Origin of the sequence: Dietzia sp. JS16-p6b (assembly GCF_003052165.1) — a bacterium.
GTDB lineage: Bacteria > Actinomycetota > Actinomycetes > Mycobacteriales > Mycobacteriaceae > Dietzia.
In genome coordinates this window covers 1,522,768-1,539,172 of record NZ_CP024869.1, presented here as the reverse complement: position 1 = coordinate 1,539,172, position 16,405 = coordinate 1,522,768, and the positions used below count along the sequence as shown (strand labels likewise).

Genomic DNA, 16,405 nt, shown 5'->3' with positions numbered 1-16,405 from the left:
ACGATTCCCGCGCGCCTCGGTTGAGCGCCGAGTTGCCGGCCGGCGGAGAACGGCGTTATGGTTGCTTGCTGCAAGCAACTTAGTTGACCGCGGGAGGTCGGAATGGCGATAGACGCCGAGCAGGGCGGCAAGCTCGTGGTGGACCTGTCCCGCGTGGTCAAGATGCTCCGCGCACTCAACGCGTCGGCACCGCGACTCCACGACTCCCTCGAACCGTCGACCCATCCCCTGCTGTTCGCGATCCACGACGAACCCGACAGAGTCACCGCCCTCGCCGAGCGCGTGCACACCGACATCTCCGTGGTGAGTCGTCAGGTCCGCCACCTCGAGGCCCTCGGCCTGGTCGCCAAGGTCCCCGACCCGGATGACGGGCGCGCGAGCGTCGTGACCCTCTCGGCCGAGGGGCGCGAGCTGGTCACCCGGGTCCTCGACGGACGCGGGCAGTGGATGGCCGATGTCCTGGCCGACTGGACCCCCGAGCAAGCGGCCTCGCTCGACCGGGGGTTGTCGCGCCTCGCCGACTCTCTGCGCTCCGAACTCGACGCCCTCACGTCCGCCAAGGAGAACCGATGACCACCCCTGAGACACGATCCGCCAGCGCTGCCGCGGGCCCGGGCGAGGACGGCGAGTTCTCCCACCGGCAGATCCTCGTCATCCTCGCCGGGTTGATGTCCGCGATGTTCCTCGCCAGCCTCGATCAGACGATCGTCTCGACCGCCATCAGGACCATTGCCGATGATCTCCAGGGGTTGGACGCCCAGGCGTGGGTGACCACCGCCTACCTCATGACGTCCACGATCTCGACGCCGCTCTACGGCAAGCTCTCGGACATCTACGGGCGCAAGCCCTTCTTCGTCATCGGCATCATGATCTTCGTGTTCGGCTCGCTGCTGTGCACACTCGCCGACTCGATGTACACCCTCGCACTGTTCCGCGGCATCCAGGGACTGGGCGCGGGCGCCCTCATGTCGCTCTCGCTGGCGATCATCGGCGACATCATCCCGCCCCGCGAACGCGCGAAGTACCAGGGTTACCTGCTCGCCGTATTCGCCTCGTCCTCGGTCATCGGTCCGGTCGTCGGCGGCTTCTTCGCCGGCGCCGAGACCCTCTTCGGAATCAGCGGCTGGCGATGGATCTTCCTCATCAACGTCCCCATCGGCGCCATCGCACTGACCCTGGTGTTGATCACCCTCAACGTCAAGAACGCCCGCGTGGACCACCGGGTGGACTGGGCGGGCGCCGCCACGATCGTCGTCGGACTGGTACCGCTGCTGCTGGTGGCCGAGCAGGGGAACACCTGGGGCTGGGGCGCGCCTGCCGCCCTCGCCTGCTACGTCGTGGGCCTGGCCGGGATCGGCCTGTTCCTCATCGTCGAGGCGCGCGCGGGCGACGAGGCACTCATCCCACTTCGGTTGTTCCGGGACCGCACCTTCGCGATCGTCACCGCCGGCGGGGTGATCGTGGGAATGGCCATGTTCGGCGGGCTGATGACCCTCCCGCTCTACATGCAGATCGTCCACGGAGCCGACCCCATGGAGTCCGGACTCATGATGCTGCCACTGGTGGCCGGGCTGATGGGCGCCTCGATCGTCTCCGGTCAGCTCATCTCGAAGACCGGGCGGGTCCGCGAGTTCCCGATCTTCGGCACCGCCGTCGCGGCCGTCGGCCTGTTCCTGCTGTTCACCATCGACGCCGACACCTCTCTCACCCTGGTGATGGCCTACATGCTGGTCCTCGGCGTCGGCCTGGGCAACTGCATGCAGCCGCTCACACTGATCGTGCAGAACGCGGTGAGCCCCCGCGAGATCGGTGTGGCCACCGCGTCCGCGACGTTCTTCCGGCAACTCGGCGGGACCGCCGGGGTGGCCGTGTTCCTGTCGATCCTGTTCAGCCGGGTCGGAGGCTCCATCACCAGCGAGCTGCAGAAGGCGGGGGCGGACGGCAGCCTCGCGCGCGGGGTGCAAGAGGGCCTGGCGGACCCGGCACTGCGCGACGACCCCGAGGCTCTCGGGATCGTGCAGGCCCTCGCGGACCCGGCATCCGGCGCGGGCGCGGGTGCGCTTGAGACGGTCACCAAGGACTCGTCCGTCATCAACCGCCTGCCCGAACTGGTGGCCCACCCCTTCGAGCAGGGCTACGCGCTCAGCATGTCGGAGATCTATCTGGTCGCCGGCATCCTCGCCGTCGTCGCCTCGGTGATCCTGGTCTTCCTGCCACCGATCGTCCTCCGGACCGGCTCGGCGCAGGCCGAGGCAGCCCGCGAGGCCGCCGCGGCGGCGGCGCCGTCCGGAACCGATGTCGCCGCGGCAGACACAGCGGCGGGCGGCCCCCCGGAGGGTGGAGAGGTGACCGGGACCGCCGCCCCCAGGCGTGAGGGGTCTGGAACGACGACGAGGCCGACGCCGGACGAGGGCCGCTGACGCGGGGCCTACCCCACCGCGCTGACGCGGGGCCCACCCCACCGCGCTGACGCGGGGCCTACCCCTCGATGTCCGCCTTGAGGTTGGCCAACAACTGGTGCTGGATCCGCTTGAGCCCGGCTGGGGCGAAGGTCCGCTCGAAGAACCCCCCACTCCCCCGGCCCCGTCCCACGACGTGGTCATCTCCACCAGCGCACCCCCGGTGGCCTCGCGGACCGTGTAGGTGGTGGCCATGGACGAATTGGCGTCCTTCTCCACCAGCGACCAGTGCGCCGCGGCCTCGTCCACGGTCACCGTGGCCTTGACGTCCCGGCTGCGCTTCTTGGTGGCCTGGAGGTTCCACGCCGCCACGGTGCCGTGCCCCTGGCCGCCCTCGATCAACCTGTACGCGGTGAACTGCTCGGGCTGGATCCGGGGACGGACCTGGGCGTAGTCCGCGATCGCGGCCGTCACGGCCGCGACGGGCGCCTCGATGACGATGGTGTTGCTGGCGGTGACCCTGCCCATGATCGTGACTCCTCCTCTGCCTGACCACATCGCGCCCGCCGGAATCGCCGGTGGCGGCGCCCTCGACAGGGGCGCGTCAGACCCCCACCATCGTGCCCGATCCCTCCTGCCGCCGAGCACGCCACCTCGCCACGACTTTCCGGAGTTCCTCGAGCCAGAGGATCGACGAGCCCACCGCGACCGCCAACAACCACTCGTCCGCGTGCAACGGGGTGGTGTCGAAGATCCCCTGGAGGAAGGGCACCTGGACCACGGCCACCAACAGCAGCGGGACCGCCGCCAGGGCCACCCAGATCGGGGCGTTGTGCGCCATGTCCCGGGAGAACACCGAGCCGTCCGTGGAGCGGACGTTCATCAGGTTGAACACCTGGAAGAACACGAAGGCGGCGTAGGCGAGAGTGGTGGCGAACAACGGCACGCCCGCGCGTTCGGGGAAGATCGTCTCCGCGAACGCGAGGACCAGCAGTGTCCCGGTGGCCATGACCACGCCCAGCCACAGGATCCGTACCAGTCGTGACGGGGTGAGGATCTGCTCGTCGGCGGGTCGGGGCGGCCGCCGCATCGCGTTCTTCTCCACGGGCTCCACGCCCAGCGCCATGGCCGGCGGGCCGTCCATGACGATGTTCACCAGCAGGACCTGCAGGGCGGTGAACGGCACCGCGGCCAGACCCAGCAGCCCGCTGGCGAGGAACACCAGCACGAACGCCCACGCGGTGGTGAGCTGGAACTTCACGAACTTGACGATGTTGTCGTAGATCCCGCGGCCCTGTTCGACGGCCGAGACGATCGTGGTGAAGTTGTCGTCGGTGAGGACCATGTCGGCCGCGCCCTTGGACACGTCGGTGCCGGTGATCCCCATCGCGATCCCGATGTCCGCCTGACTCAGCGCGGGCGCGTCGTTGACGCCGTCGCCGGTCATGGCCACCACGTCCCCGCCGGACTGCAGCGCCCGGACCATCCGGATCTTGTGCTCCGGGGACACCCGGGCCAGGACTCCCATTCCGGGAGCCCGCCCGCACAGCTCGTCGTCGTCGAGTCCGTCGAGATCGACCCCTCGCACCGCCTCCCCCTCGATCCCCAGGTCGCGGGCGATCGACGAGGCCGTGACGAGGTGGTCTCCGGTGATCATGTGGACGGAGATCCCGGCCGCGCGCGCCACCCGGATGGCCTCGGCGGCCTCGGGCCGGGGCGGGTCGACGATGCCCACCACCGCGAACACGGTCAGCCCCCACACCTCGTCGAGGAGCCTGCTCTCGTCCACTGCGACCTCGTCGGTTCCGTCCTTGAACGGACGCCCCGCGACCAGCAGGGTCCGTAGCCCATGTCCGGCCAGCTCATCGGTCGCGAGACGGATCGCCTCGTGCAGCTCATCGGTGAGCTCCACGGCGTCCGTGCCGTTCCACACGTGGGTCGACCGGGGCAGCAGCGCACCGGTCGCGCCCTTGGCGCTGAGCGCGAGCCCCCCGCCCGGTGAGCGGTTGACGGTGGCCATGAACCTGTAGTCGGAGTCGAAGGGCACCTGGGCCACCCGGGGCCGGGCGGCACGCAGTCCCTCCACGTCGAGCCCGCACTTGGTGGCGGCCACGAGGAGAGCGCCCTCGGTGGGGTCGCCGACGAGTTCGCCGTCGGTCACGATCGCGTCGTTGCACAGCGTCATGGCGACCGCCGCCCTCCGGAGGTCCGGAACGGCATCCGGATCGGACGACAGGACCGTGCCGGTCGCCTCGTACCCGGTCCCGGTGACGGTGTAGGCGGAACCGCCCGCGACGATCCGCGTCACGGTCATCTCGTTGAGGGTGAGGGTCCCGGTCTTGTCGGTGGCGATGTGGCTGGTCGACCCGAGGGTCTCCACCGCCGCGAGGTTCTTGATGATCGCTCCCTCACGGGCGAGCCTCGAGGCGCCCATCGCGAGGGTGAACGCCACCACGGCGGTGAGGCCCTCCGGGATGGTGGCCACGGCGAGCGAGACGGCACTGAGGAGCATGTCCTCCCAGGACTGCCCGCGCACCAGTCCGATCCCCATCACCAGCGTCACCACGACCAGCGCGATCACGGTGAGGACCCGGGCCAGGACCCCGATCCGCCGTTGGAGCGGCGTCTGCTCGCCGCCCGCCCCGTCGAGCAGCTCGGCGATCGCCCCCATCTCCGTGCGCTCACCGGTCCCCGTGACCACTACGCGAGCCCGACCGCGGGTGACCTCGGTGTTCATGAACACCATGCCGGTGCGGTCACCGAGCGGCGCGTCCGCGGCGGCCACCGCTCCCGCCGTCTTGTCCACGGGGACCGACTCGCCGGTCAGGGCCGACTCCGCCACCTGGAACCGGGACGCCTCGAGAACGCGTCCGTCAGCGGGGACCCTGTCGCCGGATTCCACCACCACGACGTCCCCCGGGACGAGATCCGCGCTGTCCACCTCCACCTCGCCGCCGTCCCGCACCACCCGGCTGTGCGGCACCGCCATGTCGCGCAACGCCGCCAGGCTCTCCTCGGCCCGCGTCTCCTGCACGTAGTTCAGCACTGTGTTGAGCACCACCACCAGGAGGATGACGACCGGGGTCTCCCACTCGCGCGAGATCACGGCGCTCACCACGGCGGCCACCGCGAGAACCATGATCATGGGGTCGCGGAGCAGCCGCAGGACCCGCCTCCAGGCCGGCACCCCGGCCGCCACCGGCAGGGTGTTGGGACCGTGCACGGCGAGGCGACGGGACGCCTCGGCGCGGGTCAGACCGTTCGACCCCGCGCCGAGGCGGGAGACCACCTCCGCGGTGGGCAGTGCGTGCCAGGGGGTGCGCAGATCCGTCTCCGGGGCGCGGTCCGTCGTCGTCACCCCCCCATCGTGCCCGGTCAGCTGCCCCGGGCGATCCACTCCTCCAGATGCGGGGACTCTTCACCCACCTTGGTACCGTCGCCGTGGCCGGTATGGACCAGTGTCTCGGCCGGCAGGGTGAGGATGCGGTCCCTGATCGAGGTGATGATGGTGGGGAAGTCGGAGTACGACCGACCGGTCGCGCCGGGCCCTCCGGAGAACAGGGTGTCACCGGAGAACAGGACGCCCGCCTCGGGGACGTGGAAGACGCACGAGCCCGGCGAGTGACCGGGGGTGTTCATGACCGTGAACCCGGTCCCGGCGATCTGGAAGGTCTGCCCGTCCTCGAGGTCCTCGTGGGCGACCGTCGGGTGGGTCTCCTCCCACAGCATCTGGTCACCGGGATGGACGAAGACCCGGGTGTCGAGCTCCCGGGCCAGCTCCGGGGCCACGGTGATGTGGTCGTTGTGGGCGTGCGAGCACAGGATGCCCTTCACCGTGCGCCCGGCCACCGCGTCGATGATCGGCTGGGCGGTGTGGGCGGCGTCGATGACGTACACCTCGGAGTCGTCGCCGAGGATCCAGATGTTGTTGTCCACCTCCCACTCGCCTCCGTCGAGGGCGAACACGCCGCTCGTCACGACCTTCTCGATGCGCAGGCCACCGGCATTACCGGCACTGGTGTGGGTCTCGCTCACAGGGTCACCACCGATCGGAGGACGGAACCGGACTTCATGGCACCGAACGCGGACTCGACCGCGTCCAGGCCGATGCGCTCGCTGACGAACTTCTCGAGCGGGAGCCGACCCTGCAGGTGGAGATCCACCAGCATCGGGAAATCGCGCTCCGGCAGGCAGTCGCCGTACCAGGAGGACTTCAGCGAACCACCGCGGCCGAAGAAGTCCAACAGCGGCATCTCCAGGCGCATCTCGGGCGTGGGCACCCCCACCAGGACCACGGTCCCGGCGAGATCACGAGCGTAGAAGGCCTGCTCGTACGTTTCGGGCCGGCCGACCGCGTCGATCACGACATCGGCGCCGACGCCGCCCGTGAGCTCCTGGATGGCCGCCACTGGGTCCACCCCGGTGGAGTTGACCACGTGGGTGGCACCGAAGTCGCGCGCCCACTCGAGCTTGGTGTCATCGATGTCCACGGCCACGATGGTCGAGGCACCCGCCAGACGTGCGCCCACGACCGCGGCGATGCCGACACCACCGCACCCGATGACCGCCACGGACTGGCCCCGCGTGACATTGCCCGTGTTGACCGCGGCACCGAGGCCGGCCATCACGCCGCACCCCAGCAGTCCCGCCACGGCCGGGTCGGCCGCGGGGTCCACCTTGGTGCACTGCCCCTCATGGACCAGGGTCTTGTCGATGAACGCGCCGATCCCGAGAGCCGGGGTGAGCTCCGTGCCGTCGGTGAGGGCCATCTTCCTCGAGGCGTTGTGGGTGGCGAAACAGTACTGCTGCTGCCCGCGCTTGCAGGCCCGGCACTCACCGCACACCGCTCGCCAGTTCAGCACCACGAAATCGCCCTCGGCCACATGAGTGACGCGGTCACCGACGGTCTCGACGATCCCCGCGGCCTCGTGGCCCAGCAGGAAGGGGTACTCGTCATTGATGCCGCCGTCGCGATAGGCCAGGTCGGTGTGGCAGACGCCGCACGCCTGCACGCGGACGACGACGTCGTTCGGCCCAGGATCGGGGACCACCACGTCGACCAGCTCGACGTCCGCGCCCTTGCTACGGGCGATGACGCCCTTGACGGTCTGTGACATTCCGGATTCTCCTCGAGATCAGTACAGCTCGGGCAGGTGTCGGGCGATGACCGGCACCGGCATCTCCCACCCTGCCACACATGCAGATCCCGCCATCTTTCCTCCCGCCAGACGGCCGGGGCCCCGGACACTCACGGTGTCCGGGGCCCCGGGGGACGAGCAGGCTGCTCGGAGGTCCGCTCAGACGGCGACACCCTGCGCACGCAGCCACGGCACGGGGTCGATCCACTGGCCGGCCGGGTTGCGCACGCCGAAGTGCAGGTGCGGGCCGGTCGAGTAACCGCGGTTGCCCACGGTTCCGATGACCTGACCGGCATGGACGCGCTGGCCCACCGAGACGTAGTTCTGGTCGTTGTGGCCGTACTCGAGGAGGTATCCGTCGTCGGTCTGGATGCGGATCCACAGTCCGTAGCCCGAGGCCGGTCCCGCGGCGACGACCGTGCCGGACTTGGCGGCGAACAGGGGCGTGCCGATCGGGGCGCCGAAGTCCGTGCCGTTGTGGAAGGTTCCCCACCGCGGTCCGAAGCCCGAGGTGATGGGGCCGAAGGTCGGGGCATGGGCTCCGCCGACCACACCGGCGGGGATACCGAGCGAGCCGAACAACGCGGGATCGAGGGCGTACTCCCGCAACTGCTGCTCGTTCAGACCGATGCCCTGGGCGAACTCCTGGGCCATCTGGCCGATCTGGTTCACGTCGATGTCAGCGGACTGGGCGGAGGCGGCGGGGGCTGCGGCCATCGCGACGCCACCGGTGAAAGCGGCACCGGCGACTGCGCCGGCGACGATGCGGCCCATCCCGCTCGCGGACCGGGCTGCGCGGTGGCGGCCGGCGGTCGCGCCGGAGCCGGCCACACCGAGTCGATCGGCGAGCTCGGTGAAGGTGATTCGAGTGGCGTCGGACATCAGGGGAAACCTCGGAGTTCGGTGCGTGGGCGAAGCGGCGGGCCGACCGGCTTCCCCGGTGGCCTCCAAAAAGGTAACAGATGTATCTCGGCCCTGTCACGTCAAAAGCACGAATAGAGTCGAAAGCGCCGGTGAGCGGGTGCCCACCGGCGCTACCGAGTTGTTACCCGAAGGTGATCAGTGGTCCGCCTCGCCCATCCGGTGTACGAGGATGAAGTTGGTCGACCCCTCGACGCCCGGCACGTTGCCCGCGACGATCACGATGAGATCGTCCTCGTTGTACCCCTCGAGGGGGAGCAGCAGTTCGTCGGTCACCTTGACGAGCTCCGCCGTCTCGTGGACCCGGTCGGTCAGGAACGTCTCGGTGCCCCACGTGAGAGCCAACTGGCTCCGGATGCGCGGATCACCGGTGATGGCGATGAGCGGCAGGTGACTGTGCAACCGGGCGAGGCGGCGGACCGTGTCCCCGGTCGAGGTCACGGCGACGAGCGCCTTGGCGCCCAACCGCTCTCCGATCTCCCGCGCCGAGTAGGAGATGACCCCGCGTTTGGTCCGGGGGATGTGGACGAGGTCCGGCGCGGCGGTGGAATCGGACTCCACCGCGAGAGCGATCGACGACATGGTCCGCACCGCGTCGATGGGGTACTTGCCCACCGAGGTCTCTCCCGAGAGCATCACCGCGTCGGCCCCGTCGAGCACGGCGTTGGCGACGTCCGACGCCTCCGCCCGGGTGGGCCGGGAGTTGGTGATCATGGACTCGAGCATCTGCGTGGCCACGATGACCGGCTTCGCGTTCTCCCGGGCGATCTGGATCGCCCGCTTCTGGACCAGCGGCACGTCCTGCAGGGGCAACTCCACTCCCAGGTCGCCTCGCGCGACCATGATCGCGTCGAAGGCCAGGACGATGGATTCGAGATTCTTGACCGCCTCGGGCTTCTCGAGCTTGGCGATCACAGGGACGTGCACCCCGACCTCATCCATGATCGCGTGCACCAGGTCGACGTCCGCCGGAGACCGGACGAAGGACAGGGCGATGAAATCGACGCCCAGGTCCAGGGCGAACCGGAGGTCCGCGACGTCCTTCTCGCTCAGCGCCGGGACCGAGACGTTCATCCCCGGCAGGGACACCCCCTTGTTGTTGGAGACCGTGCCGCCCTCGGTGACGACGCAGTGGACGTCGTCACCCTCGACCCGCTGCACGGTCAGACCGATGTTGCCGTCATCCACGAGCAGTCGGTCGCCGGGGCGGGCATCGGCCGCCAGCCCCTTGTAGGTGGTGGACACGCGCTCCTTGGTCCCCTCCACATCCGCGACGGTGATGGCGACCATGTCACCCTCCGCCCACTCGTGGCGGCCCTCGATGAAGCGGCCGAGCCGGATCTTGGGGCCCTGGAGGTCCGCGAGCACACCGACGGCGTGCCCCGACTCGTCCGAGGCCTGGCGGACCCAGCGGTAGTTCGCTTCGTGGTCGGCATGGTCCCCGTGGCTGAAGTTGAGCCGGGCGACGTTCATCCCGGCATCGACGAGTTCACGGATGCCGGCCTCCGAGGCGACGGCGGGACCCAGGGTGCAGACGATCTTGGTACGACGGTTCACCCGTACCAATCTAGACCCCTCGCCGGGATGACCGGTGAACGCGACGTCAACGACCGGCCAACGGGGGTGCGTCCCCCGGGGACTCCTCGGTCACGTCCTCGGGAGCACGCAGCTCGGACGGGTCCTCGCGGCCCCGGCGTGCCCGCCACACGTAGATCAGCGCGGCCAGCATGACGACGACGGAGACGACGGTGTTGATGCGCAGCCCGAAGATCTCGGTCGCCGCATCCGCACGGAGCAGCTCGACCCAGAACCTCCCGAAGCAGTACAGGGCCACATAGAGCGCGAAGAGTCGGCCGTGCCCGAGGCGGAACCTGCGGTCGATCAGCACCAACGCCACGGCCACCAGGACGTTCCACAGGAGCTCGTACAGGAACGTGGGGTGCACGGTCGAGAGCACCTGCCCGGTGGACCGACCGAGGGTCTGGGAGTATCCGTACGCCTCGTCGTACCGCTGGTAGATCTCCAGGGCCCAGGGCACGTCGGTCTCGCGACCGTAGAGCTCCTGGTTGAAGTAGTTCCCCAGTCGACCGATTCCCTGCGCCAGGACGATGCCCGGGGCGACCGCGTCGCCGAACGCGCCGATCGCCCGGATCCCCTGCTGCCGCAGGCCGATGTAGGCACCGATCGCGCCCAGCGCGACCGCTCCCCAGATCCCCAGACCGCCGTCCCAGATCTTCAGCGCGTCGACCGGGTTCCTGCCCTCCCCGAAGTAGCGGTACCAGTCCGTGGCCACGTGGTAGACGCGACCGCCCACGAGGCCGAAGGGGACGGCCCACAGCGCGGTGTCGAGAACGACCCCCGCGCGCCCCCCACGGGCGACCCACCGCTTCTCGCCCCACCAGATGGCCACGACGATGCCGAGGATGATCCACAGTGCGTACGCGCGCACGGGGAACGGACCGAGCTCCCAGACCCCCTGCGGAGGGCTGGGGATCACGAGTCGACTCCTCGCCGACGCACGCCCGACGCGAGATCGGCCGTCAACCGCGCGAGGGCGTCGCCTCCCTCGGTGGCGGCGGTGATGAGGGCGGAGCCCACGATCACCCCGTCGGCGTAGGAGGCGATCTCCGCTGCCTGGTCCCCGTTGCGCACACCGAGTCCGACTCCACACGGCAGGTCCGAGAGCTCGCGGACACGGGCGGTGAGGGTCCTGGGGGCATCCGAGACCACGTCCCGCGCCCCGGTGACCCCCATCACTGCCTGGACGTAGACGAATCCGCTCGTGTGGGACAGCGTCATGGCCAATCGTTCGGGCGTCGACGACGGCGCCACCAGGAAGACCCGGTCGACGCCGTGGGCGTCCGTCGCGGCGATCCACTCGTCCGCCTCGTCCGGGATCAGGTCCGGTGTGATGACCCCGGTCCCCCCGGCGGCCGCGAGGTCCGCCGCGAACCGGTCGACGCCGTATTGCAGGATCGGGTTCCAGTAGCTCATGACGACCGGGACCGCCCCGGCCTCGGCCACCGCGCGGACCACGTCGAAGGTGTCCCGGATGCGGAAGCCCGCCTCCAGTGCCACATCCGCGGCCGCCTGGATGGTGGGGCCGTCCATCATGGGATCCGAGTACGGGATCCCCACCTCGATGACGTCGCAGCCGCCGGCGACCATGGTGCGAACGGCCTGGACGGACCCCTCGACCGTGGGGTACCCCGCTGGGTAGTACCCGATGAGAGCGGCCCGGTTCTCCGCACGGCACCGCCCGAAGACCTCGCTCAGCGCGCTCATCCCTCGATCCCCCCGTCCGCGTACTCCCCCGCGCCGTCGTCCGCGCCCCGGCTCGAGTCCACCCCGGCCTCCGGGGGGGTCCCTCCGCCCAACAGGCCGAACCACCGGGCGGCGGTGTCGACGTCCTTGTCGCCTCGACCCGAGACGTTGACCAGTATCAGGTCGACGCCCTCGGCGGCGAGCTGCGCTGCTCCGGCGACCGCGTGGGCGGACTCGATGGCGGGGATGATCCCCTCGGTGCGGCACAGTTGGGCGAATGCGTCCATCGCCTGGGCGTCGGTCACCGGCCGGTATTCCGCGCGGCCGATGTCGGCGAGGTACGAGTGCTCGGGTCCCACACCCGGGTAGTCCAGCCCCGCCGAGATCGAGTGCGACTCGGTGGTCTGCCCGTCCTCGTCCTGCATGAGGTGCGCATAGGAGCCCTGGAAGACGCCCGGCCTGCCGGCGTTGACGGTCGCGGCGGTGCGACCGGACGCCACGCCGTCGCCGCCCGCCTCGCAGCCCACCAGGCGGACCGAGGAGTCGTCGATGAACGGGTGGAACAATCCGATCGCGTTGGACCCACCACCCACGCACGCCACCGCGGCGTCGGGCAGTCGTCCCACCCGCTCCAGCATCTGGGCGCGCGCCTCCGTACCCACCACCCGTTGGAAGTCGCGGACCATCGCGGGGAAGGGGTGTGGGCCGGCGGCGGTGCCGAACGCGTAGTACGTGTCGTCCGCACGGGAGACCCAGTCCCGCATCGCCTCGTTGATCGCGTCCTTGAGCGTCGCCGACCCCACCTCGACGGCCTCGACCTCCGCTCCGAGCAGCCGCATCCGGGCGACGTTCAGGGCCTGACGGCGGACGTCCACGGCACCCATGTAGATCTTGCACTCCAGTCCGAGCAGGGCGCACGCCGTGGCGGAGGCGACCCCGTGCTGTCCGGCCCCGGTCTCGGCGATCACACGCTTCTTGCCCATGCGGTGCGCGAGCAGCACCTGGCCGAGGACGTTGTTGATCTTGTGCGACCCGGTGTGGTTGAGGTCCTCCCGCTTGAGGAACACCCTGGCGCCGATCTCCGCCCCGAAACGTCCCGCCTCGTACAGGGGCGACGGCCGACCCGAGTAGTCGCGCTGGAGCCGGTCGAGCTCGTCGAGGTAGGCGTCGTCCGCGCGGGCCTTGGCGTAGGCGTCGGCGACCTCGTCGACGACCGCCATGAGCGCCTCGGGGACGTAGCGCCCACCGAATGCACCCCAGTGGCCCCGCTGGTCGGGCTCGTGTCCGGTGGTCGTCCGGAGCACGTCTCCCATCGAGGGCAGCGGTGTCAGCTCGTTAGAATTCACGGCTCCCAGTCTGCCGGAAGCGTGCGCCGGGGGCCTAGCGGGGTCCCTGCGGACACGACGGGTGGGAACCCGCCGTGGCCAGGGCGTTGCACGCCGCACGGGGGTCGCCTTTGGTCACCAGGCCCTCACCCACGAGGACCGCGTCCGCACCCACGCTGGCGTACGACAGGAGGTCGGACGCGTCACGGACGCCGGACTCGGCGATCTTGACCACTCCGGACGGCAGGCCCGGCGCGATGCGGGAGAACACATCACGGTCGACCTCGAGCGTCTTGAGATTCCGGGCGTTGACTCCGATCACGGTGGCACCGGCCTCGAGGGCGCGATCGGCCTCCTCCTCCGTGTGGACCTCCACCAGCGCCGTCATCCCCAGTGACTCCGTGCGGTCGAGCAGGGACACCAGGGCGTCCTGTTCCAGAGCCGCCACGATCAGCAGCACGAGATCGGCGCCGTGGGCCCGGGCCTCGTGGATCTGGTACGGCCCCACCACGAAATCCTTGCGGAGTACCAGGATGTCGACGGCCCGACGGACCGCGTCCAGGTCCGCCAGGCTGCCGTTGAAGCGGCGCTCCTCGGTCAGGCACGAGATGACGCGGGCACCACCCTCCTCGTACATCCGGGCGAGCACCGCGGGATCAGGGATGTCGGCGAGCGGACCCTTCGAGGGACTCGCGCGCTTGACCTCGGCGATGACGCCGACACCCGCCCCCCGGAGCGCCCTGAGCGCGTCCCGCGGCTCGGGCGCCGACCGGGCCGCCTTCTTGACCGCAGTGAGGTCGGTGACGGCCTCGCGGGCAGCGACGTCCTCGCGGACCCCGTCGATAATCGAGTCGAGCACGGTACCCACCGTGACCTCCCTCTGCAGTGTTCGGGCAGGAAGTGTGATCGAGATCAACAATAGAGGCAGCACATGGGGTTCTCAGAATCGGGACCCGCTCTCGCCGGGCTCACCCCGTGGGATCGCGACCCTCGTCGAGTTCCTGCCACAGGTCAGTGCCGGTGTCCACGGCGGACTCGCCGGTCCCCCGGCCCTGGCGACGTGCGGCGGGCGTCACGTAGCGATCGTCGCGCCGCACCCGACGGGTCGGCCAGATCATGGGGACGGCGCCCGCGGCGAGGAGTGCCGCTGCCCCGGCCCCGGTGAGCGCCGGCCCGGCCGAGCGCGTCGAGACCTCGGTGATCTCCGACCACTCCGGGATCGCCTGGGCGTCGGCGGAGCCCGGGCCGGCGTTGGTGCGTCCGAACTCCTCCTCGCCCGTCACCGTCGAGTGCACGCGGCCGGAGTCCACCCCGCCGACGGCCGAGAACAGCACCGCGCCGGTGGCCAGGCCGAGCAGGGCGATGACGGCGCCGACCACCCGAGCCCCCGTTCCCCTCACCAGGGCCACCGCGGCCACCGCGGCCAGAGCACCCAACGCCACCGCGACCAGCGCCGGCTGCCACTGGGAACCCGTCAGGGCCCGTCGGACCTCGCCCGACTGGTCGTTGAACGCGACCACGTCCACCCACACCATGCGGGAGGCGATCCACAACAGGGCGGCTCCGAGCACCAGCAGGACCACCGGGAGGCGGAGACGTGTGCTCTGACTCACCGGCCCTCCCCCGTGGGGTGGGTTCCACCCGTGGACCCCGCGGGCCGCAGGGTGTCCGCGGCCGCGACGGCCCGGAGGACGGCCATGGCCTTGTTGCGGCACTCCTGGTCCTCCGACGCCGCGACCGAATCGGCGACGATCCCGGCACCTGCCTGGACGTAGGCGGTGCCGTCCTTGAGCACGGCGGACCGGATGGCGATGGCCTGGTCGGTGTTCCCGGCGAAGTCGAGGTATCCGACCACTCCCCCGTAGACGCCGCGACGGGTGTCCTCGAGATCCTCGATGATCTGCAGCGCGCGGGGCTTGGGCGAGCCCGACAGGGTGCCCGCCGGGAAGCAGGCGGTCACGGCGTCGATGCCCGTGCGCCCCTCCGCCAGACGACCTGTCACGGTGGAGACCAGGTGCATGACGTGGCTGTACCGCTCGACCTGACGGAACTCGGTCACCACGACGGAGCCCGGCTCGCAGACCCGGCCGAGGTCGTTGCGGCCCAGATCGACCAGCATCAGATGTTCGGCGTTCTCCTTGGCGTCCTCCACCAGGTCCTTCGCGAGCAGGACGTCGTGCTCGTCGTCGTCACCCCTCGGCCGGGTTCCGGCGATCGGGTGGGTCGTGGCCAATCCGTCCTTCACCGTGACCAGGGCCTCGGGGCTCGATCCCACGATGGTGAACGCGGTGCCACCGAAACCGTCGTCTCCCGACCCGTCCGGCACCGTCATCAGGTACATGTAGGGACTCGGGTTGGTGGTGCGCAGGATGCGGTAGACGTCCCTCGGAGAGGCGGAGGTCTCCACCTCGAAGCGCTGGCTGAGCACCACCTGGAAGGCTTCGCCGGAGTAGATCTGCTCGATGATGTCGGCCACCCGCGCGTGATACGTCGACTCGTCGGTGCGACGGATCACCTGCGGGTCCGGGGTGTCGAACACGCTGACCCCGCCGCCGCCCGGCGCCGCGAGCCTCGCCGTCATCGCGTCCACCCTGGCCACCGCGTCGTCGTAGGCCTGCTCGATTCGATCGTCGCTCCCGTCCCAGTTGACGGCGTTGGCGATCAGGTGGATCCGGCCCTCGTGGTGGTCGAACGCGGCCAGGTCGGTGGCCAGCATCTGGACCAGCTCCGGAACGTGCAGGTCATCGGCGGTGTCAGGGGCGATCCGTTCGAGACGGCGCACGATGTCGTAGCCGAGGTACCCCACCAGCCCGGACGTCAGCGGTGGCAGGCCCGCGATCTGATCGGTTCGCAGCAGATCGAGGGTCCGGCGCAGGGCGTCGAGCGGGTCCCCTCCCGTCGGTGCGCCGGCGGGCACGTGTCCCCACCACATGGCCTCGCCCGTCTCGTCGACGGTCAGCGCGGCGGCCGAGCCACAGCCGATGAAGGACCACCGTGACCACGATCGACCGTGCTCGGCCGACTCGAGCAGGAAGGTCCCGGGTCGGTCGTCCGCGAGTTTGTCGTACGCGGACAGCGGGGTCTCGGAGTCGGCCAGCACCGTGCGCACCACGGGGACGACTCGGTGACCGGCGGCGAGCGCCCGGAACTGCTCGAAGGTGGTGGTCGTGGTACTCATCCGACGACCCGGCCGCCGATCCCGAACGAGTCGCGCGGCATGTCGTTGACGTGCACCCAGACTTTGGCCGGGTCCTTGCCCGAGGCCTCGGCGTAGGCGGCGGTGACGGCCTCGATCACCCGCGCCTTGGACTGCGGGTCCATCCCGTCGAGCTGGTTGATCTGGATGAAGGGCACAGGA

General features: G+C 70.1%; 14 protein-coding genes and 1 pseudogene. 2 read left to right on the top strand and 13 right to left on the bottom strand.

The genetic code is table 11. The annotated features are described in order from the left end of the window. The first annotated feature begins 102 nt into the window (after positions 1 to 102). On the top strand, positions 103 to 573 hold the full coding sequence (locus CT688_RS06945) for a MarR family winged helix-turn-helix transcriptional regulator (protein ID WP_107756300.1): 471 nt from the start codon (positions 103 to 105) through the stop codon (positions 571 to 573). Beyond that, complete coding sequence (locus CT688_RS06940) at positions 570 to 2,420, top strand: MDR family MFS transporter (protein WP_107756299.1); 1,851 nt, start codon at positions 570 to 572, stop codon at positions 2,418 to 2,420. The genes CT688_RS06945 and CT688_RS06940 overlap by 4 nt, the downstream gene beginning before the upstream one ends. A 58-nt stretch (positions 2,421 to 2,478) precedes the next feature. On the opposite strand, the pseudogene CT688_RS06935 reads toward CT688_RS06940, so the two are convergent. The 13 genes and pseudogenes from CT688_RS06935 to CT688_RS06875 all read right to left on the bottom strand — a co-directional run bounded on the left by CT688_RS06935 (position 2,479) and on the right by CT688_RS06875 (position 16,401). Next, positions 2,479 to 2,927 (bottom strand): annotated as a pseudogene (locus tag CT688_RS06935) (SRPBCC family protein). 76 nt (positions 2,928 to 3,003) lie between these two features. Further along, positions 3,004 to 5,757, bottom strand: a complete 2,754-nt coding sequence (locus CT688_RS06930) for a cation-translocating P-type ATPase (protein WP_231750539.1) — start codon at positions 5,755 to 5,757, stop codon at positions 3,004 to 3,006. 17 nt (positions 5,758 to 5,774) lie between these two features. Further along, positions 5,775 to 6,434: an MBL fold metallo-hydrolase gene (locus CT688_RS06925; protein WP_107756298.1), complete on the bottom strand. Its 660-nt coding sequence runs from the start codon at positions 6,432 to 6,434 to the stop codon at positions 5,775 to 5,777. Next, positions 6,431 to 7,516 carry an S-(hydroxymethyl)mycothiol dehydrogenase gene (locus CT688_RS06920; RefSeq protein ID WP_107756297.1) on the bottom strand — a complete coding sequence of 362 codons (1,086 nt, stop codon included), beginning with the start codon at positions 7,514 to 7,516 and terminating at the stop codon, positions 6,431 to 6,433. The genes CT688_RS06925 and CT688_RS06920 overlap by 4 nt, the downstream gene beginning before the upstream one ends. A 180-nt stretch (positions 7,517 to 7,696) precedes the next feature. Then, positions 7,697 to 8,419, bottom strand: a complete 723-nt coding sequence (locus tag CT688_RS06915) for a M23 family metallopeptidase (RefSeq protein WP_107756296.1) — start codon at positions 8,417 to 8,419, stop codon at positions 7,697 to 7,699. Between the two features lie 177 nt (positions 8,420 to 8,596). Continuing rightward, positions 8,597 to 10,015, bottom strand: coding sequence for a pyruvate kinase (gene pyk / locus CT688_RS06910; protein ID WP_107756295.1), 1,419 nt, complete (start codon positions 10,013 to 10,015; stop codon positions 8,597 to 8,599). A gap of 46 nt (positions 10,016 to 10,061) precedes the next feature. After that, the gene (gene lgt / locus CT688_RS06905) at positions 10,062 to 10,955 is read right to left on the bottom strand and encodes a prolipoprotein diacylglyceryl transferase (RefSeq protein ID WP_107756294.1); all 894 of its coding nucleotides are present in this window, start codon (positions 10,953 to 10,955) and stop codon (positions 10,062 to 10,064) included. Continuing rightward, complete coding sequence (gene trpA, locus CT688_RS06900; protein ID WP_107756293.1) at positions 10,952 to 11,743, bottom strand: tryptophan synthase subunit alpha; 792 nt, start codon at positions 11,741 to 11,743, stop codon at positions 10,952 to 10,954. Before trpA ends, lgt begins: the two co-directional genes overlap by 4 nt. Next, positions 11,740 to 13,035: a tryptophan synthase subunit beta gene (gene trpB / locus CT688_RS06895; RefSeq protein WP_107756292.1), complete on the bottom strand. Its 1,296-nt coding sequence runs from the start codon at positions 13,033 to 13,035 to the stop codon at positions 11,740 to 11,742. The genes trpA and trpB overlap by 4 nt, the downstream gene beginning before the upstream one ends. Positions 13,036 to 13,102: 67 nt before the next feature. Further along, positions 13,103 to 13,915, bottom strand: a complete 813-nt coding sequence (trpC, locus tag CT688_RS06890; protein WP_107756291.1) for an indole-3-glycerol phosphate synthase TrpC — start codon at positions 13,913 to 13,915, stop codon at positions 13,103 to 13,105. A 100-nt stretch (positions 13,916 to 14,015) separates the two neighbouring features. Next, positions 14,016 to 14,660 (bottom strand): TIGR02234 family membrane protein, encoded by a 645-nt coding sequence (locus CT688_RS06885; protein WP_107756290.1) that lies wholly within the window; start codon positions 14,658 to 14,660, stop codon positions 14,016 to 14,018. Beyond that, a complete protein-coding gene (locus tag CT688_RS06880) occupies positions 14,657 to 16,225 on the bottom strand; it encodes an anthranilate synthase component I (protein WP_107756289.1) in 1,569 nt (522 codons plus the stop codon). The genes CT688_RS06885 and CT688_RS06880 overlap by 4 nt, the downstream gene beginning before the upstream one ends. After that, complete coding sequence (locus tag CT688_RS06875) at positions 16,222 to 16,401, bottom strand: 4-oxalocrotonate tautomerase family protein (protein WP_017836066.1); 180 nt, start codon at positions 16,399 to 16,401, stop codon at positions 16,222 to 16,224. Before CT688_RS06875 ends, CT688_RS06880 begins: the two co-directional genes overlap by 4 nt. Positions 16,402 to 16,405: the final 4 nt, after the last annotated feature.